This window comes from Paraburkholderia sp. GAS348 (assembly GCF_050434205.1).
GTDB lineage: Bacteria > Pseudomonadota > Gammaproteobacteria > Burkholderiales > Burkholderiaceae > Paraburkholderia.
This window is the reverse complement of sequence record NZ_JBNPVT010000002.1, coordinates 368,704-392,786: the sequence shown is the minus strand read 5'-3', so window position 1 is coordinate 392,786 and position 24,083 is coordinate 368,704. Positions and strand designations below refer to the sequence as shown.

Annotated in this window: 18 protein-coding genes, 2 tRNA genes and 3 pseudogenes; 13 read left to right on the top strand and 10 right to left on the bottom strand. The window is 61.1% G+C overall.

Going from position 1 to position 24,083, the window contains the following annotated elements; translation table 11 throughout:
- Positions 1 to 282: 282 nt before the first annotated feature.
- Together P3T22_RS04760 and P3T22_RS04755 are read left to right on the top strand one after the other, a co-directional pair.
- Entirely contained in the window at positions 283 to 1,152 is an 870-nt protein-coding gene (locus P3T22_RS04760; protein WP_429324337.1) for a hypothetical protein, read from the top strand.
- Between the two features lie 30 nt (positions 1,153 to 1,182).
- Positions 1,183 to 2,364, top strand: coding sequence for a patatin-like phospholipase family protein (locus P3T22_RS04755; protein WP_429324336.1), 1,182 nt, complete (start codon positions 1,183 to 1,185; stop codon positions 2,362 to 2,364).
- A 375-nt stretch (positions 2,365 to 2,739) separates the two neighbouring features.
- On the opposite strand, the gene P3T22_RS04750 is transcribed toward P3T22_RS04755, so the two are convergent.
- On the bottom strand, positions 2,740 to 2,901 hold the full coding sequence (locus tag P3T22_RS04750) for a hypothetical protein (RefSeq protein ID WP_429324335.1): 162 nt from the start codon (positions 2,899 to 2,901) through the stop codon (positions 2,740 to 2,742).
- Positions 2,902 to 3,037: 136 nt separating this feature from the next.
- Here P3T22_RS04750 and P3T22_RS04745 point away from each other — a divergent pair, with 136 nt between their 5' ends.
- Both P3T22_RS04745 and P3T22_RS04740 read left to right on the top strand, forming a co-directional pair.
- On the top strand, positions 3,038 to 3,325 hold the full coding sequence (locus tag P3T22_RS04745; protein ID WP_429324334.1) for a hypothetical protein: 288 nt from the start codon (positions 3,038 to 3,040) through the stop codon (positions 3,323 to 3,325).
- 253 nt (positions 3,326 to 3,578) lie between these two features.
- Positions 3,579 to 6,788, top strand: coding sequence for a DEAD/DEAH box helicase (locus P3T22_RS04740; protein WP_429324333.1), 3,210 nt, complete (start codon positions 3,579 to 3,581; stop codon positions 6,786 to 6,788).
- Between the two features lie 451 nt (positions 6,789 to 7,239).
- Here the strand turns inward: P3T22_RS04740 and P3T22_RS04735 are convergent, their stop codons facing one another.
- From P3T22_RS04735 to P3T22_RS04725, 3 genes are all read right to left on the bottom strand, one after another.
- Positions 7,240 to 8,472 carry a tyrosine-type recombinase/integrase gene (locus tag P3T22_RS04735; protein WP_083083565.1) on the bottom strand — a complete coding sequence of 411 codons (1,233 nt, stop codon included), beginning with the start codon at positions 8,470 to 8,472 and terminating at the stop codon, positions 7,240 to 7,242.
- 152 nt (positions 8,473 to 8,624) lie between these two features.
- Positions 8,625 to 8,711: transfer RNA gene (locus tag P3T22_RS04730), tRNA-Leu, on the bottom strand.
- Positions 8,712 to 8,973: 262 nt separating this feature from the next.
- Positions 8,974 to 9,060, bottom strand: a tRNA-Leu gene (locus P3T22_RS04725).
- A gap of 305 nt (positions 9,061 to 9,365) precedes the next feature.
- Between P3T22_RS04725 and rnr the strand changes: the two genes are divergently transcribed.
- The 6 genes and pseudogenes from rnr to P3T22_RS04695 all read left to right on the top strand — a co-directional run bounded on the left by rnr (position 9,366) and on the right by P3T22_RS04695 (position 14,760).
- Complete coding sequence (gene rnr / locus P3T22_RS04720; RefSeq protein WP_063496381.1) at positions 9,366 to 11,882, top strand: ribonuclease R; 2,517 nt, start codon at positions 9,366 to 9,368, stop codon at positions 11,880 to 11,882.
- A gap of 183 nt (positions 11,883 to 12,065) precedes the next feature.
- On the top strand, positions 12,066 to 12,809 hold the full coding sequence (gene rlmB / locus P3T22_RS04715; RefSeq protein WP_429324332.1) for a 23S rRNA (guanosine(2251)-2'-O)-methyltransferase RlmB: 744 nt from the start codon (positions 12,066 to 12,068) through the stop codon (positions 12,807 to 12,809).
- Positions 12,810 to 12,868: 59 nt separating this feature from the next.
- The gene (gene rpiA, locus P3T22_RS04710) at positions 12,869 to 13,564 is read left to right on the top strand and encodes a ribose-5-phosphate isomerase RpiA (RefSeq protein WP_063497972.1); all 696 of its coding nucleotides are present in this window, start codon (positions 12,869 to 12,871) and stop codon (positions 13,562 to 13,564) included.
- Between the two features lie 265 nt (positions 13,565 to 13,829).
- Positions 13,830 to 14,030 (top strand): annotated as a pseudogene (locus P3T22_RS04705) (glycosyltransferase family 4 protein); the annotation flags it as partial.
- Between the two features lie 29 nt (positions 14,031 to 14,059).
- Positions 14,060 to 14,341 carry a type II toxin-antitoxin system HigB family toxin gene (locus P3T22_RS04700; RefSeq protein WP_429324331.1) on the top strand — a complete coding sequence of 94 codons (282 nt, stop codon included), beginning with the start codon at positions 14,060 to 14,062 and terminating at the stop codon, positions 14,339 to 14,341.
- A complete protein-coding gene (locus tag P3T22_RS04695; RefSeq protein ID WP_063496377.1) occupies positions 14,338 to 14,760 on the top strand; it encodes a helix-turn-helix domain-containing protein in 423 nt (140 codons plus the stop codon). Before P3T22_RS04700 ends, P3T22_RS04695 begins: the two co-directional genes overlap by 4 nt.
- An 88-nt stretch (positions 14,761 to 14,848) precedes the next feature.
- Here P3T22_RS04695 and P3T22_RS04690 read toward each other — a convergent pair.
- From P3T22_RS04690 to P3T22_RS04680, 3 genes and pseudogenes are all read right to left on the bottom strand, one after another.
- Positions 14,849 to 15,963, bottom strand: a pseudogene (locus tag P3T22_RS04690) (exopolysaccharide biosynthesis polyprenyl glycosylphosphotransferase).
- A 45-nt stretch (positions 15,964 to 16,008) separates the two neighbouring features.
- A complete protein-coding gene (locus P3T22_RS04685) occupies positions 16,009 to 16,743 on the bottom strand; it encodes a Crp/Fnr family transcriptional regulator (RefSeq protein ID WP_006048767.1) in 735 nt (244 codons plus the stop codon).
- Between the two features lie 940 nt (positions 16,744 to 17,683).
- Positions 17,684 to 17,878: pseudogene (locus P3T22_RS04680) on the bottom strand (DUF1839 family protein); the annotation flags it as partial.
- 183 nt (positions 17,879 to 18,061) lie between these two features.
- Between P3T22_RS04680 and P3T22_RS04675 the strand changes: the two are divergent.
- From P3T22_RS04675 to P3T22_RS04665, 3 genes are all read left to right on the top strand, one after another.
- The gene (locus P3T22_RS04675) at positions 18,062 to 18,595 is read left to right on the top strand and encodes a GNAT family N-acetyltransferase (RefSeq protein WP_429324330.1); all 534 of its coding nucleotides are present in this window, start codon (positions 18,062 to 18,064) and stop codon (positions 18,593 to 18,595) included.
- Between the two features lie 474 nt (positions 18,596 to 19,069).
- Entirely contained in the window at positions 19,070 to 19,789 is a 720-nt protein-coding gene (locus P3T22_RS04670) for a FadR/GntR family transcriptional regulator (protein ID WP_063496374.1), read from the top strand.
- Between the two features lie 140 nt (positions 19,790 to 19,929).
- The gene (locus tag P3T22_RS04665) at positions 19,930 to 20,928 is read left to right on the top strand and encodes a Gfo/Idh/MocA family protein (RefSeq protein ID WP_429324329.1); all 999 of its coding nucleotides are present in this window, start codon (positions 19,930 to 19,932) and stop codon (positions 20,926 to 20,928) included.
- A 72-nt stretch (positions 20,929 to 21,000) separates the two neighbouring features.
- Here P3T22_RS04665 and P3T22_RS04660 read toward each other — a convergent pair whose 3' ends face one another.
- The 3 genes from P3T22_RS04660 to P3T22_RS04650 form a co-directional block, all read right to left on the bottom strand.
- Positions 21,001 to 21,660 carry an amino acid ABC transporter permease gene (locus P3T22_RS04660; protein WP_429324328.1) on the bottom strand — a complete coding sequence of 220 codons (660 nt, stop codon included), beginning with the start codon at positions 21,658 to 21,660 and terminating at the stop codon, positions 21,001 to 21,003.
- Positions 21,661 to 21,811: 151 nt separating this feature from the next.
- Positions 21,812 to 22,606, bottom strand: coding sequence for a cystine ABC transporter substrate-binding protein (locus tag P3T22_RS04655; RefSeq protein ID WP_429324327.1), 795 nt, complete (start codon positions 22,604 to 22,606; stop codon positions 21,812 to 21,814).
- Between the two features lie 263 nt (positions 22,607 to 22,869).
- Entirely contained in the window at positions 22,870 to 23,931 is a 1,062-nt protein-coding gene (locus tag P3T22_RS04650) for a quinone-dependent dihydroorotate dehydrogenase (protein WP_181448366.1), read from the bottom strand.
- Positions 23,932 to 24,083: the final 152 nt, after the last annotated feature.

The window sequence follows — 24,083 nt, the reverse complement described above, 5'->3', positions numbered from 1 at the left end:
GACCGCCGGTATGGCACCACATATAGTGCTAGCAGTCCCGGCATGAGAGGCTAACGGAAAGTCGGCTTAAAGCCTCCCAAAAGTTGACGCTGCTTGATGTGGCGCTAAATTCAGGGCGCTTCCGGCAGGTAGCGGATAACCGAACCAACATGACTTGGCGGCGCAGAACCTGTTCGCGCCCAATTCACCCGAATGCGTGCGTCCGTTGATAACAAGGGCTCGCACCTGACACCGGAGCTGCGCATGTCTATTGTCAAGAGTTTCTCCGTGGGAAACGGCGACATGTTCTACATCAAGCACAACAGCGATAACTTCACGATTATCGACTGCAATCTGACTGATGAGAACAAGGACGCAATCGTCGCCGAGCTGAAAAAAGAGTCGGCCAGCAAGAGCATCACTCGCTTCATCTGTACCCACCCGGACCAGGATCACTTTGGGGGAATCGAACTGCTCGATGATGAAATGCCCATCCGGAATTTCTACGTCGTCAAGAATCAAGCCGTCAAGGATACGGACACGGACTCGTTCACGCGCTATTGCGAGCTTCGAGACGACGCGGACAAGGCGTTCTATATCCACAAAGGCTGTAAGCGAAAGTGGATGAATCTTGGCGACGATACGCGCGACACGTCGGGCATCAGCGTCCTGTGGCCGGATACCAACAACGCCGATTTTAAGGAGGCGCTGGCAGACTGCGAAGTGGGTGACTCCTATAACAATACGTCGGCCGTCATTCGATACAAGCTTGAGAACGGAGCAAGTGTGATGTGGTTGGGTGACCTCGAAACGGAGTTCATGGAAAAGATCGAGGATCACATCAAGCTCGAGAAAACCACAATCGTTTTCGCTTCACATCACGGTCGAGAGTCAGGAAAAATTCCTGACTCGTGGCTTGAGAAATTGGATCCGCAGATCATCGTGATCGGCGAGGCTCCCTCGCGGCATTTGAACTATTACACGGGCTACCAGAAAATCACCCAGAACCGTGCCGGCGACATCATCATGGAGTGCGTCGAAGGTAAGGTGCACTTTTACGTTTCCAATTCGACATACGTTGGGCCGAGCAAGCTCAATAACGAATCGAGGACCACGTTCCCCAACTATATCGGCACCCTCGAAGTAGAAGTGGAATACACGCTCGACGCTTAAGTCAGGTAGAGCGCTCGCCGGGGACATCATATGGATAGCGATCGTATTGCGCCGGAACTGACTTCGTTTCGGGCGACAGTCAACAATGAGGCCGCGCTCGCAAAGGGTATGACGTCACAAGGTATCGAGGCCCCTGAAATCGGTCAGCTCGAAATCGCGCTGGCACTGTCAGGCGGAGGGGCACGTGCGATGGCATTCCATCTCGGTGTACTGCGGTACCTGGCAGAGCAGGGTATGTTGGAGCGCGTTTCGCGGGTTTCGACTGTGTCCGGCGGCAGCCTGCTGGTGGGACTTATCTTTAACCAGTGCAACATGAACTGGCCATCGTCCGCAGGCTTCGTTGAGCAGGTGTACGAACCGCTGCGTACTCAGATGAGCCGACGTAGCCTCGCCTTCGACGCGATATGCAAACTGTTGCTTCCAGAAAACTGGCGCTATGTGTTGTCCCGGGCGAATCTGATCGCGAAATCGCTACGGGGCTGGGGCGTTACGCAGTGCCTCAAAGACCTGCCAACGCGTCCGGAATGGTCGATCAACGGGACGACCGCTGAGACCGGGCGACGATTCCGGTTTAAGCGAGACTCGATCGGGGACTGGAAGTCCGGCTACGCTCCCGGCGGCGAGTTCGCGCTATCGAGTGCGATGGCGGTATCGGCGGCCTTTCCGGGACTGATCGGGCCGCTCTCCATCAAGACCGGAGCATTCTCATGGATGCGCCGAAAGGAATGGGATGCCGGTAAGCCAGCGGAACCGGTGACGTTGCCCTACAAGAACCTGCACCTTTATGACGGCGGCGTCTACGACAATCTGGGACTTGAGCCGTATTTCGATGTTGGCAAACAGCAGCCAAAAATTGCTGGGACCGTCATCTACGTTTCGGACGCAGGCGCTCCACTTGCCGACGGGCGCGCACCCTTCTTCAGCTTGTTTCGGGCGAAGCGCCTCGCCGATATCATGTCGGAGCAATCGCGGACGTTACGGGTGCGTTCATTTGTTAGCTACCTCGAGGGATCGGGCAGTGCCGGCGCCTATACCTACATCGGGGCGAAGATTCGCGGCGGAGACCAGGCAAATGCTACGTTCGTACGCAATTTCCCGACGAATCTCTCCAGGATGAAGGTTGACGTTTTTGATGCGATTGCCGGCCATGGATACGCTGTCGCGGGGGACATCGAACGCCAGTATGGCCTGCTCGCAAATCTAAAGAAGTAGGTTGCAGATGGTCGATGCGAGGGGCTCCTCGAAAGGGCGGCGGTCAAGCGCGTCGCGAAGCGGTATGACGCGCAAGAATTGGGTGCTACCCAAAGCGGTTCTGGCGACGTGCGCTCGCCGGTACGCGTCGTCGGTGTCAAGTCTGCGCGAAATCACTTGGATTCAGTTCGAGTCGGGCTGCGCTGCGTGCGCGCAGCTCTGCGCTCGTCGGTCGCGCGGATGCGGCCGTAACCGCTAAAGAAAGTCTTAAGGCTCTGGGCGCCCGTGGCATCCGGCGCTAGCCAGAAATACGCTTCCGGTGCCGCGATGGTGATGACGCATTCGGCGAGGCCATTTTGGTGCGGCAGCCAAAAGGCCACGCCTCCGTGGTTGGTGTCACGCGCGCGATGCGCTCAGGTCATTCTCGCTGAAGCCTATCGAGTTGCCCATCTGCCAGACAGCCTGATCCTGGCTCCTCATCGAACTTGCACAGGGTGTCGCGCGCGTCGGCACCCGCGAGATGACGCCGGGCATGCCAGGCGCACTGGGAGTCTTCATTGATTTGCCTCCCACGAAGCTTCTTTGGCGGGCCCGGTGGTCCCCGACAATGCCCGTTGACCCTCCAGGGATTGCGCCTAGGACCGCATTCAGCTCCTTGCTTCTGCCACACCACCCTAAGGTGGGTCAGGATTCCGTGCAAATCAACACACGAACGACCAAGTTTGTCGCTCCAGGTGTTGATTTTATGCGCCGCTTTCCCAACGGTGGCTTTGTCGACGTTGGCGACTTCGACGTGCTCGCGTACTGGCCGGAGACTAATACCTGGCTTAGCGTGGAATGCAAGTACAACCAGCCGCCGTTCTGTCTCAAGGATGCGCGTAGGCTGCGGGAGCGGATTTTTGGCGTACCACCCGACCGAGCGCAGTTCGCGAAGATTGAAGGGCGTCGTGCGTTTTTGCAAGCAAGGACCGACGAGCTATGAACGCTATTGGGTTGGCCAGATTCCACTATCAGCGATCCGCAAAGATTCCTGAAGGCGTACGTATGTCGAGACATCTATTGGTGGATGCGCTTTCCACGGTATCCTGTGCCCACGGAATTCGTGCGCGTGCACTCACTCGACCAATGGCCCAGATGCAAACTTGGTCTCGGCAATGCTACTTGATCAGCTACGTCGGTCTTGGACCTGGTATTGATTAATCTAGGCTCTTCTTGGCAATATTGCGTATCCTATTGTGACGATTCAAAAGATATCCCGGATCCTCGACTACTGGCACAGCGTCGAATTCTTCAACAGCTACAGCCTTGATGATCAACTCGAGGAGGCCAGAGACGCTAATCGGAAAACGGTTTGCGTCCGGTCGACGAGCACTGGGTTGATTCATGGTTGGGACGAGGTGTCCGGACAGTCGGGTGACTTGTACTTGGTTCCATTTGACGTAGTGCAGGCCACGTCCGTGGTCGAGCACACTGTAGCGGCGAAGTCGAAAGCACGTTCTGTGATCGACCAGATTCGCGATGACGAAATGGCTCCCGAGGGTTTAACGTGCTTCGCGAAAGTAAAGCTGGGACATAGCGGACGGGTCAATGCCGATAGCCTGAGCGTGTCGGCTTTGCCGTGGGCATTGGGGCGCCTGCAAAGTGGAGCGTTGGAAGAGCTGTGTGCGGATGCGTTTGAAGCAAGCCTGATCGCCCTGAGGGAGGATCTGACGACGCTTGTGGCAGAAGACCAACCCTTTGATGCGAAGCAATTGGTCGCGATGGTACGGCGACTCCATGAATGGGCACGCTACACTCCACTCAGCGATGGCCTCGCTTGGATGGTTATATCGCCAGTGAGAGCGCAAGCGGCAGAGGCGCAGACGCGACCTAAGGATGAGAGCATCACCGCCGCGCAATCCACCGATGCATCGTCCAAGGAGCAGCAGGAAGAGGATGAAAAACGAGACCTGCCGATCCTGAACAGCTTCTACGTGCATGATCTGATGCAGGCGCAGCGCGAGCTGGACGGACCGCGTGTCCCGCGCGCGCTGAAGACTTATCTCTCCCTGCAGGACGCTTCGAAGCTCGATCTGGACGCGCCCGATGGCCAGCGGACCATTCTTGAAACGCTGCGGCCTCGCAACGGAATCGGCGGGCGTTGGCCATCTCCCGTTGGTCATTTTCAGGCGCTGATGCAGCAATACGCGCTGAACAGGATGAAGACGTTGGGTGAGGGCGAAATCGTCGCGGTAAACGGGCCACCGGGCACCGGGAAGACCACGCTGCTGCGAGATTTCATTGCTCATCTCGTGGTTGAGCGGGCGAAGGTGCTAGCGTCGCTCGATGGTGTCAAAGCGGGCTTATCCGGCGAGACCATCGAAGCAGTCTTCGCGGGCGGTAAATCTCATACTTTCCCGGTTCTGTCGCCCATGCTAACGGGCTTCGAGGTCGTAGTGGCCTCCAGCAACAACGGCGCGGTGGAAAATCTCTCACTCGAATTGCCGCAGAGTCGGCACCTCGATTCCGCACAACGCGAAACGCTGGGCTACTTCAAACCTATCGCAACGCGCTACGCAGGCAGCCATGCGACGAGGGCATGGAAGGCGCCCGAAGAGCCAGTTTGGGGGCTGGTTTCGGCTGCGCTAGGCAAGCGGGCCAACCGCACCCGTTTTGGTGATGTGTTTTCGAACCGTGCTGTAAAACCGGATGATCGGCCGGACCGGTTTCTGCCGAACGGTGAAGTCGATTTCCCGAGCTGGGATGCAGTGGGCGCGATGACCTACTGGCGGTACCGTGCAAAAACGCGTGGCGCACGTCCGGGATTTCGCGCGATGCAGGAACGCTTCAACACCGCGCATGCGGCTTGGCAGGCGGAGCATGGGCGCCTCGAAGCGCTCGATGCTGCGTTGAACGAGCTGGACGCAAAGTGGGCAAACGTAACACAGCGCTGTCCCGATCTGCTTCGTCCGGATACGGATGAAGCGACGCTGGATCGCCTGGACCGGCTGATGCGAGAGCTGGAAAGGGAGACCGAGCTGATTGAGCGACGTCTTGGTCCGTCCTTTATGCGTTGGTTATCCAGATGGTTCCGCCCCGATCTGTATCGACGATGGTGCGAGACGGCGGAAGCTGCCTTCTCCCTTCGAGTCGTATGCGACAGACTGCGGACCGTAAGGTCGCTGCTTGAGCAGACGGGTGTGACTGTATGGCAGGGCACTGAGCTTGCAGAGGAGACTTGCCAGGCCCGAGCTTTCTGGCAGAGCGATAATCTGAATGGTCTGCGCAACGAGCTTTTTTCTGCAGCCATGGCGTTGCACGAGGCCTTCTTCCACGAGGCCCAGACAAAAGACCTGATCTTCGCGCTGTCGAGGATGCTTTCACGACCTCCAGTTGGCGAAGCGCGCAAGGTCCTGTGGCAATGGTTCTTCATGCTGGTGCCCGTAGTGTCGAGTACCTTCGCGTCTTTCCGGCGACAGTTCGCTGGGATCGGGCCGGAGGATCTGGGTTGGCTGATTGTCGATGAAGCTGGGCAGGCGGTACCGCAGGCGGCCGTTGGCGCGATCATGCGTGCCCGACGCGTGGTTGTGGTGGGAGATCCTCTCCAGATCGAGCCGGTAGTTACGCAGTCTACGCGCCTGTTGATGGGCCTCGGCGAGTATTGGCTGCAGGAGCGGCGTCCACGTTATGCGGTGGACGTACACTCCGTGCAGACGCTGGCTGACCGGTGCTATCCACACGGTGTGCGACATCCGCTCGAGCGCGATCAGTTCATCGGTATTCCACTCGTCATGCACCGGCGCTGCGCGACCCCAATGTTCGAGATTGCCAATGCAATTGCCTATGATGGAAGAATGAAGCACGCGAAGAAGGGCAAACCCTCCGCGCATGGCGTTCTTGGTCATAGCGCATGGTGGCATGTAGCCGGTGATAGCCGTGATGGAACGAAGTACATCGTTGCGCAAGGACAGCACGTATTCGAAGCGCTGGTCAGGCTGTACATCGAAGCACCGGATCTGACGGATGCGGAGCGGCCGCAACTACCTGATGCCTTCGTCATCACGCCGTTCAGGCAGGTCAAGCAGGGATTGATTGCACTTCTGGGTGATCATGACGCGTGGCGTGCCGCGCTGTCAGGAACGGGAAGGCGTGCGCCGGACAAGCTGGGTGATTGGGTAAAGAAGCGGGTCGGCACGGTCCACACGTTCCAGGGCAAGGAAAGCGAAGTGGTTTTCTTCGTGCTAGGTTGTGATGTGGAACAGACTGGAGCGATAGATTGGGCCGCGGCAGCTCCGAACCTGCTCAACGTGGCAGTTACTCGCGCGAAAAGCTATTTGTACGTCATTGGCGATTGCCACCTATGGGGAGGCCGCCAATATTTCGATATGGCACTCGCCTTGCTTGCTGAATCACCCAGGCAGGTTGGCAAGCCAGCTCCGGCTGATGCAGACATTCATGCAGGGTAGACAATGGCCGATGCCATGCAGCGGTACAGGGACGAACATTTCGCAGCCACGCGGGGCAGAGGTTCACAGGCTTCTATGCGCCTTGGAAGTACGCGTGAAGCAGGCCACTGTGTTCCTTCCACAACGGTAGCAGCACATGTTGCACACTGTCTGGGACGAGGGTGCAGCCAGAGTTAAGGTCGATGGCATTTGCGGGCTCCGCCTGGATCGCGCCGGATTGAGTTTGACGGTAGCGGCGACGGTACCTCGACAGGAATCGTCTTGAGATATCGCGCGTTGGCGATCATTCATAGAAGGTGCGCGTTGATGCTCCAATGCACGCTATCCAAAGCCGACAACAGCCGACTGGATTTATCGGTATCGTGGACGGGATCGTCGTTGCCAGACTGCACGGAAACGCCGTCGCAACAAGGCTCCCGTCCGCCGATTGACATTTGAGTGGGTATGGTGCTCAGGGTCGCCTGCTTGATCCAGCCGCCGTCGTTGACGTGCTTAACCGATCAATATAGTCGGCCCACTCCTGCATGACCCTGCGACGATCATCGTCAAACGTTGTTCTATCGTAGGCCTTTTGCACATCGCCACGTTTGGCGTGTGCCAGTTGCGCTTCCAGAACGTCGATATCCATTCCGAGTCGTTCTCGTCCGACCGTACGAAGCATGCCCCGGAAACCGTGTGTCGCGTGTTTTCCTTGAAAGCCCATCTCTCGCAGTGCTTTGCTCAATGCATCTCGATGTAAATGAGGGGTCTTTTGACGGGCAGGGGACGGAAAGACATAGTGCCCCTTACCGGTAAGTGACTGCAACTCGTTCAGGACGGCGATGGCCTGCTTCGGCAATGGCACGATGTGATCGTGCCGCATTTTCATCCGCTCGGCTGCAACATGCCATTCAGCTGTCTCGAGGTTCACCTCGGTCCACGGCACCGCTGCAACCACGCCGGGGCGAAGGCCGGTCAGCATGGTGAGCTTGAGGGCGGCGCGGGTAATGGGCGACCTGTAGGCATCGATAGCAAGAACGAGCGGAGCAATGTCCGCAGGCCTGGTGATCGCTGGTATATGGCCCTTCCTGTGGCGAGGCACAACGCCGCGCAGTGTCAAGGCGGCGCCATCTTCGCGCAACCCGTTCTGGACGGCGTACGTCACGATGCCACCGACATACTGCCGTGCCTTGGTCGCGAGGTTAGGCGCATGAGCTGCAATTGCTTCGAGTACGGGCTTGACCTCTGGCGTGGCAAGCGTCGAAATGGGCTTGTTGCGGAGTGCGGGAGTCAGGTATTCGCGCACGACAAACTCTGCCTTCCGGTAGGTTTCGTCCGCCCATTCCCTGCGTTTGAAGTCGAGCCAGCGCTGGGCCACGAGATGGAAAGCGCCTTCGGCCACGCGTTTGCGGGCGATGGATTCGGCCTGGCGATATGCAACCGGATCGATGCCTTCGCGTACGAGATTGCGTGCGGTAGTGGCTGACCGTCGCGCATCAGTGAGCGTGATATCGGGGTAGGGGCCGAGGCTGTGGAAGTTCTCCTTGCCCGTGCTCGGTCGTCGATAGCGGAACAGCCAGGTTTTGGTGCCGTTCGGCTGGATCCTCAGGGCGAGTCCGTTTCCATCCGCGAGAAGGTAGGAACGCGCGCGCGCTTTGGCGGCTCGGAACACCAACTCTGACTTCGGTTCGACGCGTCTGGGCATGGGTTTGCCCTCGAATCTGGTATACGCAACAGTATACGCAAAAATCGTCGATGTCAGTGGAACGCAAGGGATCTGTAGAGAACAAAAAACCCCGTAAGACGTTGATCTTACGGGGTTTCTCGGACTACTTCGGCTTGCGCCGGAACAGCTGTTGGTGCCCAGGAGAGGACTCGAACCTCCACGGTGTTGCCACCGCTAGGACCTGAACCTAGTGCGTCTACCAATTCCGCCACCTGGGCACGTCTTCAAGCTAGACCGCTATTTTAGCGTGATGATGCAGCGTGTCAATCCCTACATGCAAACAAACGATCGCTTCATCAACCGCCCGGTTGTGCCATGCAGCAGAGCAAAACTCCACTGCTCGACAACTGCCAACTCACGTCGACCCAACCGTCCTGCCAACCACGTATTCCGATCGAAAAAACCAGAATCGGATCACGTAGCCTCACACAAAAAGTAAAGCCGCCTATGTGAAACATCAGGCGGCTTTACTTTTGAATCTGGTGCCCAAGAGAGGACTCGAACCTCCACAGTGTTGCCACCGCTAGGACCTGAACCTAGTGCGTCTACCAATTTCGCCACCTGGGCAGGTGATGAACAGCAAAGAACGCCATTATAGCGACAGATTCAGGGCTGTCAAGCGTTTCTCAAAGGCCACTTAAACATCGCCGCAGCGAGACTGCATACGGCTCACAGCGACTATTGACGGGCCGCGTGGCGCGCCAGACGGGTGTTAGAATGCCTCGCAGTAGTTCGTTGGCACGGTGCACACGCCCCGTCGGACTCAGACTTGAACGAGCCGGACCCGAGCAGTCATTCCAGTGCAATCGCAAGTGCAACTTAAGCGCAACCCAAACGCTTCTTAAGCCGAGCCACATCGCCGACCGACGTCCATGCAACGAGAAAAAATCATCGACAAGCCCTTGAGCAAATTCCCGTATCCGATTCCAAGCCGCGAAGAAATCCTGGGCGTCCTGCGCACGAGTGAAGCGCCGCTTGCCGCGAACGACATCGCCGAAGCCCTGTCGATCAAGCGCCAGGAGCGCGAAGGATTTTTCAAGCGCTTAGGCGCCATGGAGCGCGACGGCCAGATCCGGCTCGATCAGCGCAATCTCTATCAGCTGACCCATCCGTCGAACTTCGTCGCGGGCCGCGTACAGGGCCATCGCGACGGCTACGGTTTTCTCATTCGCGACGACGGCCAGGACGATCTGTTCCTGCCCACCGGCGAAATGCAGAAGGTCATGCACAACGATCGCGTGCTCGCGCGCATTGTCGGCTATGACCGCCGTGGCAGGCCGGAAGGGCATATCGTCGAAGTCACGGATCGCGCCAACAAGCGCGTGATCGGCCGTCTGCTCAACGAGAACGGCGCGCTGATCGTCGCGCCTGAAGACAAGCGCATCGGGCACGACATCCTGATCACGCAGAACACCAAGAAGGCCAAGGTCGGCCAGGTGGTGGTGGTCGAGCTGACCGATTTCCCGAGCCGTCATTCGCAGCCGCTCGGCCGCGTGGTGGAAGTGCTCGGCGATATCGACGACCCCGGCATGGAAATCGAAATCGCGGTGCGCAAGTACGGCGTGCCGCACGAATTCAGCGAGGCCGCGCTCGACGAAGCCGCCAGGCTGCCTGACGAAGTGCGCCCGGTCGACGCGCGTCATCGCATCGATCTGCGCGACGTGCCGCTCGTCACGATCGACGGTGAAGATGCCCGCGACTTCGACGACGCAGTCTATTGCGAACCGGTTCAGGTCGGCCGCGGCGAAGGCTTCCGCCTGATCGTCGCGATCGCGGACGTCTCGCACTATGTGCATCAGAAGAGCGGGCTCGACGCCGACGCGCTCGAGCGCAGCACCTCGGTGTACTTCCCGCGCCGCGTGATTCCTATGCTGCCGGAAAAGCTTTCGAACGGGCTGTGCTCGCTGAATCCGCATGTCGATCGTTGCGTGCTGGTGTGCGACATGATCGTCACCGCGCGTGGCGAAGTGAAGGCCTATCAGTTCTATCCCGGCGTGATCAATTCCGCCGCGCGCCTCACGTACACCGAAGTCGCCGCGGTGCTGAAAAACACCAAGGGCCCGGAGGCTGCGCGTCGCGCCGCCTTGCTGCCCCAACTGCAGAATCTGTATGGCGTCTACAAGTCGCTGTTCGCCGCACGCCAGAAGCGCGGCGCAATCGACTTCGATACGACCGAGACTTACATCGTCTGCAATGCGCAGGGCAAGATCGAACAGATCATTCCGCGCACGCGCAACGACGCACACAAGCTGATCGAGGAATGCATGCTGGCCGCGAACGTCTGCGCGGCCGACTTCCTCAAGCGCAACAAGCACCCGGGTCTGTACCGCGTGCACGCTGGGCCGACCGCCGAGAAGCTCGAAAATCTGCGCACCTTCCTGCGCGGCATGGGCCTCACGCTTGCCGGCGGCGACAAGCCGCACGCCAGTGATTATGCCGCGCTGATGGCGCAGATCCGCGAACGGCCGGACGCGCAGATGCTGCAGACCATGCTGCTGCGCTCGATGCAGCAGGCCGTCTACAGTCCGGACAACATCGGCCACTTCGGTCTCGCGTACGAGGCGTACGCGCACTTCACGAGCCCGATTCGCCGCTATCCCGACCTGCTCACGCACCGCGCGATCTACGCGGTCCTGCAAGGCCGCAAGTATCAGCCGGAGCCGCCGCAAGGCGTCGAGTTGAATACGGCGCTGTCGCCGCGCGCCCGCGCGATGCAGCAAGCCGACGACGAAAAACGCGGCCGCCAACGTGGCAACAACGTGGCGATCTGGGAAGAGCTCGGTCTGCATTGCTCGGCCAACGAGCGCCGCGCGGACGAAGCCTCGCGCGACGTCGAAGCCTGGCTCAAGTGCTACTTCATGCGCGACAAGCTCGGTGAAGAGTACGGCGGCATGGTGAACGGCGTGACGTCGTTCGGCATTTTCGTGCAGCTCGACTCGCTCTTTATCGAAGGCCTCGTGCACGTCACCGAACTGGGTTCGGACTATTTCCAGTACGACGAGATCAAGAACGAGTTGCGCGGCGAGCGCACCGGCATTCGCTATCGTCTGTCGGATCGCGTGCGGGTGCAGGTGAGCCGCGTCGATCTCGATGCGCGCAAGATCGACTTCCGCCTCGTGCGCGATACGCCGATCAAGCCGCCGGCGAGCCGTCCGGCTCCTGGCGACAAGGCATCCGGTGAAAGCGGCGGGGCGCGTGTGCGTTCGTTGCCGCCGGTGGACGGCGGCGCAGGCGGTGCGGCGGCCGGCGCGGGCGGCCGCCGCAAGAAGGCTGCCCCGGCGCAAACCGCGGCCGTCAAGGAAGCGCGCGCGGCACGCGGCGCGGCGAAGAAGCACGGCGGCGCTGCGTCCAAGCCGGCATCGAAACCGCAGGCCCGCAAGAAACGCTGAAGTCGCATGACGGGTTGAACCGCGCGCATCGGGTATGTTCAGACGTACCGGTTGCGCGCGGTCTTCGTTTCATCGCAATCAAGTCAAGTACCGAAGCAGATACGCCAGCAACACAGTAAGCAGGCTTGTATTCATCACAGCAGCGCGCGTTTCAAGGCGCGCTCAATCAAAGGTTTTTCAGTCATGTCACGTCTCAAGGTTCTATACGGTTTCCATGCAGTGACCGCGCGCATGCGGCACGACGCGTCGACGGTCGAAGAGGTCTATTACGACGCGACGCGCAAAGACCGTCGCATGACCGAATTCCTGCATGCGGCGAAAGAAGCCGGCGTGCGTCTGATCGCTGCCGACGAAACGCGTCTGTGGGGCCTCTCGCATACCGAGCGGCACCAGGGCGTGGTGGCGCGCGCGGGCGACATGCCGCTCGCGCAGAACCTGGCTGAACTGCTCGACGGCATCAACGGTTCGCCGTTGATTCTGGTGCTGGACGGCGTGACCGATCCGCACAATCTCGGCGCCTGCCTGCGCGTGGCCGATGCGGCCGGCGCGCATGCGGTGATCGCGCCGCGTGACCGCGCGGTGGGTTTGAACGCGACGGCAGCGAAAGTGGCGAGCGGCGCAGCCGACACCGTGCCGTACATCACCGTCACGAATCTGGCGCGCTCGCTGCGTGAGTTGAAGGACGCGGGCGTGTGGGTGGTCGGTACCGCCGGCGAGGCCACCAAAAGCCTCTACGAGACCGAACTCGACGGTCCGGTCGCGCTGGTGATGGGCGCCGAGGGCGAGGGCATGCGGCGTCTCACGCGCGATACCTGCGACGTGGTTATGCAGATTCCGATGGCGGGTACGGTCGAAAGCCTGAATGTGTCCGTGGCGAGCGGCGTGTGCCTGTTCGAAGCGGTGCGTCAGCGCTCGGTGAAGAAGTAAACGAAGCTCGCTCGCGACTCCGGTAAACTTGTCGTTTTTTACGCTCGCCTGCATTCCCCATGACCCAAGACGAACTCAAGCAACTGGTCGGCCAGGCCGCCGCCGACTATGTGAACGCCAACGTGCCGGAAGGCTCCGTGATCGGCGTCGGCACCGGCTCCACCGCAAACTGTTTCATCGACGCGCTGGCCGCCAGCAAGACCCGCTATCGCGGCGCCGTGTCGAGCTCGCTCGCCACCACCGCGCGTCTGCAGTCGCACGGTTTCAAGGTGCTCGACCTGAACGAAATCGATTCGCTGCCGGTGTACGTGGACGGCGCCGATGAGATCGATCATGGCGGCGCGATGATCAAGGGCGGCGGCGGCGCGCTGACGCGCGAGAAGATCGTCGCTTCGGTGTCGGACGTGTTCGTCTGCATCGCCGACGCGAGCAAGCTGGTCGACACGCTCGGCAACTTTCCGCTGCCGATCGAAGTCGTGCCGATGGCGCGTACCGCGATCGGCCGCCGCGTTACGGCGCTCGGCGGCGTGCCGGTGGTGCGCGTGACCAAGGAAGGTGTGCCGTTCATTACCGATAACGGCAACGAGATCATCGACGTCAAGGGGCTGCGCATCAGCGACCCGCGCACGCTGGAAATGCACATCAATGCATGGCCGGGCGTGGTGACGGTGGGCCTGTTCGCGGGCCGCGGCGCGAATCTGTGCATGCTCGGCACGGATACGGGCGTCGAGACGATCGAATACAGCAAGAGCTGATCACCGCGCTTTTGCAGCCGCATGCGAGCCCGCTTCAGCGGGCTCGTTCTCCCGCATTGATTTGTTCCGGCCTGCAGCCGGCCTGCCATCGTCGGGCGCAGAAAGCTCGAAGCCGGGCGACGTGATTGAATGCGCCGTTCGCAAGAGGCGAATAACGGGGCATCATTATTCGCGGACTGTCGCGCGTCGAATGTGGGCGTGCGCACGCACAGCAAATGATGCGGCACATACACTCGTCGGTACGGTCGTGGGGTGTTTATCTACAGGCGGGGCGCATCCAGCCGGTGTGTATTTCGCACACCCAATGGTCGTGTCGATGCTCGATGCAATTGACCGTTTCGAGCGGCGGAGTGGACAGATCACCCCGGCGGCATGCCGCGCGAATGCCGAACGGTTTTCGGCGGTGGTTTTCCGTCCCGCCTTCTTGGCCGAAGGGACGCGCACGATCGCGGCATCCGGCTCGCGGCTGTGCGGGTCGTGCCAAGGAAGGCGTTGTTGGAGTTGCTGGACTTTATAAAGAGACATCCGGAGGCGCGCAGTGCGTTGTTGGCGTGGTACGCACTGGCGCAGGCTTGCCTCGCGTATGGCTATAACGATCTGAAGCAGACGTTCGCGGGCGTGGACGACGTGCCGCCGCACTACACTGTTTTCAACGTTGGCGGCAACGGGTTCCGGATCATCGCGGCGATTCATTACAACAGGCAGTCGTGGTTCGTTCGTCATGTATGGACGCATGCGAAATACGACCTTTGGACGAGGAAGAGTTTAAACTCATGAATGCCGATCGCCTTCCGGGAGCCTTTCCCGACATCGCTCAAAGCTGGGCTGCGCTGCAAACCCAGCTACCGATCACACCCATTCGCAACGAGCAGGACTACCAGAAGATGGTGCGGCTCGCCAACGCGCTCTCCGATCACCTGAACGGTAACGGTGAGGATCCGCTGGCTGATCTGTTTGCGATCGTCACCGACCTGATCGAAAGCTGGGAAGCGAGCAACGTGACGATCCCGAAAGCGGAACCGCGCGAGGTGTTGCGGCATTTGCTGGAGACGCACGGGCTCAAGCAAAAGGATCTGATCGGTATCGCATCGCCCACGGTGGTGAGCGATATTCTCGCGGGCCGGCGCGCCATCAGCAAAAAGGTGGCGAAGGCGCTGGCCCTGCGTTTTCATACCGACGTCAGCGCGTTCCTGTAAGCACGGCGCAGCGCCAAGCCTTGTGCGGAGCGCTGCGACTGCCGCTCAGTCGGCCATTCAGCTGCCTGCGGTGCCCGCAGCGGCATGCTCAGAACGCGTTGCGGCCGACGAAACCCTTGAAAATCGTAATTAACACGATCTTCATGTCGAACCAGAACGACCAGTTGTCGATGTAGAAGAGATCGAACTTGACGCGCGCCTCCATCTTTTCGACCTTGGTCGTGGCGCCGCGATAACCGTTCACCTGCGCCCAGCCGGTGATGCCCGGCTTGATCCGGTAACGGTTCATATAGCCGTACACCTGATCCTTGTAGAGATCGTCGTGTTCGAGCGCATGGGGACGCGGACCCACCACCGACATCTGGCCGAGCAGCACGTTCAGAAATTGCGGCAGTTCGTCGAGACTGGTGCGGCGCATGAAGCCGCCGAGCTTCGTGACGCGCGCGTCGTTGCGTGCGGCCTGCGTGACCTGGCCGGGGGCTTCGTGGTGCACGGTCATCGAGCGGAACTTGTAGATCGCGAACGGCTGGCCGTCCACGCCCTTGCGGGTCTGGCGGAAGAACACTGGCCCCGGCGAGCTCAGCTTGATGCCGACGCGAGCACGACGAACACGGGTGCGAGCGCCAGCAGCGCGGCCGCCGCGAACAGGCGGTCGAAGATCAGCTTGGGCCACATCTGCGGCGACGAGACGGGCGTCGCGCTCAGATTGAGCGTCGGTAAACCGACGACATCGACCAGCGCATGGTCGAGATGCGCGAGCAAGGTACGCGCGAAACCGGGCGCACCGACGATCGCGACCGTACGGTAGTTCATGCCGCGCCGCCGCACACTGCGCAAGGACACATGCACGAGGCACTTGGTGACGATGATCAGGGCGCCGGAGATCAGCGTCGAGTAACCGAACCACAGCCGCGAAAGCGCGTCCATGCGGTGCAAGGTGAACGCCAGCACAAGGGCGGTGGCGACCACGACCAGCCACGCGGCAGCAACTCTCAAAAGCATGGAAGGCAGCGCCTTGCCGCGCCACGGTTCATAGACGCCGAAGCCGGGAAACATCAGCAAGACGAGTACACAGTTAAAGGCGATCAGGAGATGCTCGGTGTCCGACAACGCGATCGGCGTCGAAAACCGCATCCTGTGCGCGAGCAGCCCGCCCGCAATCACAAAGAGTGCGTCGAGACATCGCGCAGTATTCCTGAACATGATGATTGACCCTGTGATCGAGCGATGCAGCCGTGGGCGGGCTGCTTACTCGACGGTTTCAGCCTGGCGCAGGCGTGGCAGCAGGCGATCGAATTCGCGTTTGACGAGGCCGTAGCATTCGCAGGCGCGTGCTTCGAGACCTTTGCGGTCGAGTACCTTGATATGGCCGCGGCTGTGATGAATCAGGCCTTCGTCGTGCAGCTTGCCGGCCGCTTCGGTGATGCCTTCGCGACGCACGCCGAGCATGTCGGCGATCAGTTGCTGGGTGACCGTCAGATCGTTCGACGCCACACGGTCCACTTCGATCAGCAGCCAGCGGCACAGTTGCTTGTTCAACGCGTGATGGCGATTGCAGGCAGCGGTCTGCGCGACTTGCGTGAGGAGGGCGTGCATGTACAGCAGCATCAGGCGGCGCAGGAAGTCGGAGCGTGCGAATTGCTGCTTGAGCGCCTGTGCGCTCATCCGGTAGGCGAAGCCCGCACATTGCACCTGCACACGGTTCGGCATCGTTTCGCCACCCGTGAGCACCGGCACGCCGGTCATGCCTTCGCGGCCGACCGCGGCGATTTCGACCGAGCTGCCGTCTTCCATCGTCGAGAGCATCGAGATGATCGCAGTGGTCGGGAAGTAGACGTGATGGATGCGCTGACCTGAGTCGCACAGCAACTGCTCGGTGCGCAGGTGAACCAGTTCGAGATGAGGGGCAAGTGCCTGCCATTCGTGGGACGGCAATGCGCCGAGCAAATGGTTGCCGTGCAGATCTGATTGAAGTGTCAACATGATCGGTCCTCGCTGAAGCCGCGCATTGCGCGGTTTCCTGTCTTTGTTCCGATGCCCGCATCCTTTAATTGACGACATGCTCGCTTGGCGAGCAGCGAAGGGATGAACAGGAACGGCCCCGTGTGCCCTGATGCGTCACCGTCGTTTTTGGAATCTCGCTGCGGTAGCGCGGTGTTGCGTTCTCTCTTTAGCGAGGAGCGTGCCAACCTTGGGTAAAACGAGCGCTGGTGTGGCGCAGCGAACAAAGTCTTGGCAGAGCGCGAAGCCAAACGTGATTTTTTGTTTCAATTCTGTACAACGCCTGCTTTGGGCGCGAGCCCGTCGAAGGGTAATTTTATTCGAGCCAAGTCATTGATCAGATTGGGTTAGCGGTCAATGAGCGTTGCTTTGCAGTCGGTGTCTCAAAGATGCAATGGCCTTTGCATGTGCGTTCTCGGGGGCCGTCCGGAGTGTGCCGGAATTGATTCAGTTGTGTTCCATACGCCGGGTGCGGTGCGGTACGGAGTGTCCTGTTTGAAGACCGGGAAGTTGCAAAAGAACCGACAGTGATTCCGCAGACCAGACAGGCGGGTTCGTGCAGAGCGAGGTTTTGGCGCATTGCGACGGGATGGCTAGTTCAGGGACGACATTCAGCCCTGGAAGGTGGCGGATATCGCATTGAACGCGCGGACTTCGCCGACGAGTGCCATGCGTGTTGCGTCTGCGTTAAACACCGCATTCGATGCATGTGCAACGAATTTTTCAACGGGGCGGAGTCGCACGATGCGGGCGCGGTTCGTCAGCAGGCTTCAACGTCAGAGGATATAAAGTGGGCTCGCCATGCGTGTGGGGCCACCCGCGTTCGGCATGCCGCACAGGCACGCTTCCGGTCAGTGCATATGCATCGCTCCATTCCGAAGACGAAATCAAGCCACCGCAATTCACCGCGGCAGCACAGCGGCGTCCCGGGATGCGCAGGAAATGCCTCGCGCCACCGCGAGATCGGCTTGGTCAGCGGCAGCCGGTTTCGATGCGCACCCAACAATTCAGCCGATGCTTCGGCGAGCGCGGCGCCTTTCAGCGCGGGCCGAACCAGCTTGGCGAATTCAACATGCGGAAGCAGCAGAGCGGGTTGCTGCGCGAATTGCGGCTTCTTGCTACACCCTGTCCCTACGCTCGTATTCAAGGATTGTCGAAGCCCAGCGTCAGTGCGATGCCGCACGGAAACACGCGTTTCGCGGACGTACCGTGTAGCCAGGGCAACAGGCGTGTTGGACCAGGCCGTCGAGGGCGGCGTGCGATGCCGTCCTCGCTGAACTTATTACCACTGGGGAACGCGATGAACTGGAAAACGCTGGAATTCGAGCAGCTTTCGGCACGTGAGTTGTATCTGATCTTGCGGGCGCGCAGCGCGGTCTTCGTGGTCGAGCAATCGCACGTCTGTCTTGACGCCGATGGCCGCGACGAGCACGCGCTGCATGTCTTCGCGGCCGAGGACATGGCGCGGCCCATGCCGATCCTGGCCTACGCACGCCTGCAACCCGGCGACGCCGAAGATCCGGAAGTCACCATCGACAAGGTGCTGACGAGCCCGCTGCGGCGCGGCGACGGCACTGCCGAACAATTGCTCGAAAGGGTGCTGCAGGCGATCGCCGAGCGTTGGCCGGGACGCGCCGCGCGCGTGAGCGCGCCGCTCGGCTTGCGCGACTTCTACGAGCAATTCGGCTTTCGTAAGACGGAAGGGCCGTACCTCGAACATGGCGTGCCGTTCATCGGCCTGACGCGCCAGGTGCGCGGCAGCCAGCCGCCCTTCGGGACGCGGCGCCGCGAGCGCGACGGCGCGGCGTCCGTCAACACGTTCGAACTCCTGTAATCAAGTGGCTGTAGCCCCCGGCGGCGGCGTCCTGGCTGAACGCGATTGGCACGCGCTAAAGCGGCAAGCTCGCTGGGTTTCCTTTCAATTCGCCCGCGTTTTCACATTCAAGGCCAACGCTGCTCGACGCCTGACGCGCCGCATCGTTACGCCAGTCTTTTGGCGCCTGTCCGGAACCGCCGCGGGGAGAGGATCAGACAATTCGATTCACTACGTGCGTCTTCGCACGATGCAAATTTTGCAACGCAGGCACGCTTGAGGCGCAAGCTTATGGCCCGTCAAAACATGCGGCGTTACACGGAAGAAACAATTCTTCAGAGGGATAACCCTCTCAGGACGTTTCCCAACTGGCGCAACCGTTTCGAAGCTAGCAACGTATCGTAAAAGAACAACGACATAACGATAAAACGACACATCAGGGCCGCTTGATCAACAGGCTACGCGGGGGCAAACACCGCTTCGGGGAGAGGTCAAATGGAACAGGCAAACAAGGATCGATCGCTGGTCAGTAAAGTCATGGACGGGCTCGTGACCGGCATTGTCGAGGAGAAGTACGGCGCCATCCTGCCACCGCAGGATGTGCTGTCGAAGGAGTTCGACGTCAGCCGCACCGTCATGCGCGAGGCGCTGTCGATGCTGCTCGCGCGCGACATGCTGGACGTGCGGCCCAAGATCGGCACGCGCATCCGGCCGATGAGCGATTGGCGCATGATCGACGAGGACGTCGTGAACTGGCGTTTTCGCGCGAAGCCCGATCCCCTGTTTCTACGCGACGTGATCGAGTTTCGCATCCTGATCGAACCGCGTGCCTCGGCACAGGCGGCCGCGCGCGGCAGTGCCGCCGACATCACCGCGATTCGCGAAGCGTTCGAAACGTTCCGTGTGATCCGGCCGGGCGAGCCCGGCTATCAGGCCGCCGACGAACTCTTCCACGCGCGCATCGTGGTGGCGAGCGGCAATCAGTTCTTCAAACAGATGGCGGCGATCATCCGCGGCGCGCTGTCGACCGTCAACCCGATCGTCAGTCAGAAGGACGGGTTGTGGGAGGAGGCGGTGAGCACGCATCAACGCGTGGTCGAAGCGATCGAACGGCGCGATCCGAAGGAAGCGGAAATCGCCTCGCTGGCGATGATCGACTACACCGCGGAAGAGATCGGCAGCAGGTTCACTTCGGAACCGCCGATGCGCGGCTGAGCGTGGCCGCTGCGGCGGCGGCCCGGATTGTCTTCCCGGGAGACCTGGCATGACGGACGGTGTGGCAGCATGCCCGCGCGTAGGCGCGCGGCTTGCGTCACAATAGCGCCTGTTCTGAACTGCATGGACTCGAAGGAACGATGACAATCGCAACGCAAGAGGCCTCCTCGGGCGGCATGATTCGCTGGGGGATCGTCGGGACGGGCCGCATTGCCCGTCGCTTCGCTCTTGGACTCGCTCATGTGCCGCACGCGCAATTGACCGCGCTGTGGTCGCGTCGCACCGAACCGGCCTTGGCCTTCGCCGGAGAATTCGGCGGCGAGGTGTGCGCGAGTTTCGACGCGCTGCTCGCGAGCGGTATCGACGCGCTTTATATCGCCACCGTCCAGGACAGTCACGCCGAGTACGCGATCGCCGCGCTGAAAGCCGGTCTGCACGTGCTGTGCGAAAAACCCGCCACCATCAACAAGCAGCAACTCGTGCGCGTGCTCGATGTCGCTCGCGCCGAGCAACGGCTTTTCATGGAAGCCATGAAGCCGCCGTTTTATCCGCTCTACAGGACTTTGCGCGCACATCTGGATGCCGAGCCGATCGGCGAGGTGGGTCTCGTGCGTGCCGGGTGTTCGGTGCCGGGCGTGCCGGACGATCATCCGTCGCTGTCGTTCGAGCATGCGGGCGGCGCGCTGCTCGATATCGGTGTCTACGAAATGTTTCTCGCGGTGGACTGGCTCGGTGCGCCCCGTGAGGTGCAGACGCTCGGGCGGCTCGGCTCGACCGGCGTCGATACGTTCGCGAGCCTGAACAGCCAGCATGAGCGCGGTATCGCTCAGCTGTTTTGCGGACTCGACCTGCACGGCAAGGGCGACGCGTTGCTGATGGCCAACGGCGGGCATGTCACGATTCATGAGCCCTGGTGGAATCCGGCGCGCGCGACGATCCGGTACGCCAATGGTCGTGTGGTCGAACTCGACGAGCCGTTCGAGGGCGGCGGTCTGAACTACGAGACCGCGCATTTTTGCGAGCTGATTCGAGCGGGGCAGCTGGAGAGTCCGCTGATGCCGCATGGCAAGTCGCTGCAGATGATCGAGATGGCGGATGCCGCGCGTGCCGCGTTGGGGCTTAAGTTCGCGGGGGAGTGAGGCGTATCCGATGTTCGGCTACGATCGCGATGACAGCGCCGACTCGCGTGACTCCGGGCGAGGCATGGACGCTCAGTGGCGCGCCGGCAGCGCAAGGCGCCGTTCGTACCAGTGCTGCACCCACTCGAGCACCTGGCACAGCACCCAGTAGACCGCGGCTGCCGCGAGGTACAGCGGCAGCGGCTGATAGGTCGACGCGATGATCTCCTGCGCGCTGCGCAGCAGTTCGGTCACGGTAATCACCGACACCAGCGACGTATCCTTGATCAGGCTGATCAAGCTGTTAGACAGACTCGGCACGGCGATGCGCAAGGCTTGCGGCGCGATCACGTAGCGCAGCGTCTGGCGCCGCGAGAGTCCGAGGCTATAGGCGGCCAGCCATTGGCCGTTGGGAATGCCCAGAATCGCGCCGCGCATGCTCTCCGACAGATACGCCGCCACGTTCGCCGACAACGCGATCACGCCCGCGGGTGTGGGGTCGAGCGAAATGCCGAGACTCGGCAAGCCGTAGTAGATCACGAAGATCTGCACCAGCAGCGGGGTGCCGCGGAACAGGCTGACATACACGCGCGCGAGCCAGTTCAGGGCGCGGTTGTGGCTGATGCCCATCACCGCGAGCACGGCGCCGGCAAAGAGGCCGAAGATCATCGACAGAACCGCGAACTTGACCGTCAGGACGGCGCCCTGTGCGAGCACAGGAAGCGATTGGACGAGCAGGGAAGTGGTGGACATGAGCGGTGGGTAGGGTTGGCGCGCAAAGCGCACATCATAAACTTTGGCGGGCGTTAAGTACGTCTGCAAAAGCGCGTCTGCAATAGGCGCCTCTGCAAAAGCGAAGGGCGGCATCGTCGACGATGCCGCCCTTCGTTTCATCCGGCGCGCGTTACTTGATCGGCTTGCTCACGTCGATGCCGAACCACTTGTCCGAGATCTTCGAGAACGTGCCGTCCGCTTGGAGCTGGCTCATCGCGTCGTCGATCGCCTTGGCGAACTTCGGATTGCCCTTCCTGAACGGAATGCCTGACGGGTTGCCCGCGCCGACCGTCGCGCCCGTGCGCAGCGGCAGTTGCGAGTTCTTCATCAGATACGCGAGCATCAGGCGGTCGTTCAGCGCCGCGTCCAGACGGCCGGCGGCCAGGTCGCGCAGGTATTCAGGCGCGCCTGGATACGTCTTCACGTCGATGCCCTGCACCGACTTTGCCATGTCCATGTAGTTCGTGCCCAGACCGACGCCGAGCTTCTTGCCCTTCAGATCGTCGAGCGATTTGAACTGGCGCGTGTCGTCCTTACGCTGGATCAGCTGAGCGGCCGAGTACGTGTATGGCGGCGAAAAGTCGAGCGCCTGTTTGCGTGCGTCCGTGATGCCGACCTGGTTGACGATCACGTCGAACTTGTTCGCCTGCAGACCGGCGATGATGCCGCTCCACTCGGTCGTGACGAACTCCGGCTTCACGCCGAGCTTCGCGGCGACGGCTTTGGCGATGTCGACGTCATAGCCGACCAGCTCGCCCGACGGCGCTTTCGAATTGAACGGCGGGAAGGTGCCTTCCAGACCGACGCGCAGCGTGCCGCGTTGCTTGACCTGGTCGAGCAGGTCGTCCGCATGGGCGGTGACAGCGGTGAACGACGCGCCGATCAGGCCGGCGACGAGCATCTTTTTCAGCAAGCCAAATTTCATCGAGTTCCTTTTTTTCGTCTGGCGTTTTAACGGACGAAAGCATAACAAAGCAGACTATCGAAATCTAAATACCGTTTGAGTATGTCTATATTACTGATGCGGATTGGGGATGGCGCGGAGCGGACCGCCGTAGGTCCCGCTTCAGGTCGGGCCGGGTGGAGTCGGATTCAGGCTGGGTTGGACCGGGCGTGGACCCGGCTTGGGGCAGCCCACGCCGCCCCAGCCACACACGAACCCGCTGCGCCGCAGGCCGCCGCCAGGCTTTAGCGCAGCGCCTGCGCACATTCGGCCACCAGCGCCGGTCCGCGGTAAATGAAGCCGGTATAGAGCTGCACCAGCGAAGCGCCCGCCGCCAGCTTGGCGCGCGCATCCTCGCCCGAGAAAATCCCGCCCACGCCGATGATCGGCACCGTCTCGCCGACTTCGGCGCGCAGCTTGCGGATCACTTCGTTCGACGCGTCGAACACGGGCTTGCCCGACAGGCCGCCGGCTTCGTCGCCGTATTGCATGCCGGTGACGGCGGTGCGCGAGAGCGTGGTATTGGTGGCGATCACGCCTTCGAAATGATGGCGCAGCAGCGTATCGGCGATCGATTTGATCTGTTCGTCGTCGAGGTCCGGTGCGATCTTCAGCGCGAGCGGCACCAGCTTGCCATGCAGGTCGGCCAGACGCTGCTGCTTGTCCTTGAGCGCCGCGAGCAGCGCGTCGAGTTCGCCCGCGCCTTGCAGCTGGCGCAGATTCTTCGTATTCGGCGACGAGATGTTGACCGTCACATAGCTCGCGAACGGGTACACGCGTTCGAGGCAGTACAGGTAGTCTTCGGCGGCGCGCTCGATCGGCGTGTCGGCGTTCTTGCCGATGTTCAGCCCGAGAATGCCGCGATAGCGCGCGGCCTGCACGTTCTTGACGAACTGGTCGACGCCTGCGTTGTTGAAGCCCATCCGGTTGATCACGGCATTCGCCTGCGGCAGGCGGAACATGCGCGGGCGCGGATTGCCCGGCTGCGCGCGCGGCGTGACCGTGCCCACTTCAATGAAGCCGAAGCCGAGCGCCGCCAGACCGTCGATACACGCGCCGTCTTTGTCGAGACCCGCGGCGAGCCCGACCGGGTTGCGGAACGTCAGCCCCATCACGGTGCGCGGCGCATCCGGCACGTGTGGCGCGAGTACGCCCGCAAGGCCGGTGCGGCCGGCGGCGCCGAGCACGCGCAAGGTCAGGTGGTGAGCGTCTTCCGCGTCCATGCGAAAGAGTTGGGCGCGTACGAGCGGGTAGAGGGAACTGAACACAGGACGAAGCCGGGCGGCCGGAAAATGGGAACCCGCCATTTTACCGGCTTTGGGGTATGAGTGAGACTAACTGGAAGGGGCGCGGGGGCGTGCGCACCAGGACGCTGCGGGCGAACCTGCCTGATGTGGCGAGGCGTACTGGCGCAGCGGCGTCAGCTTCGGAGCGTGCAGACGGTGCCGCCCCGCCGGGT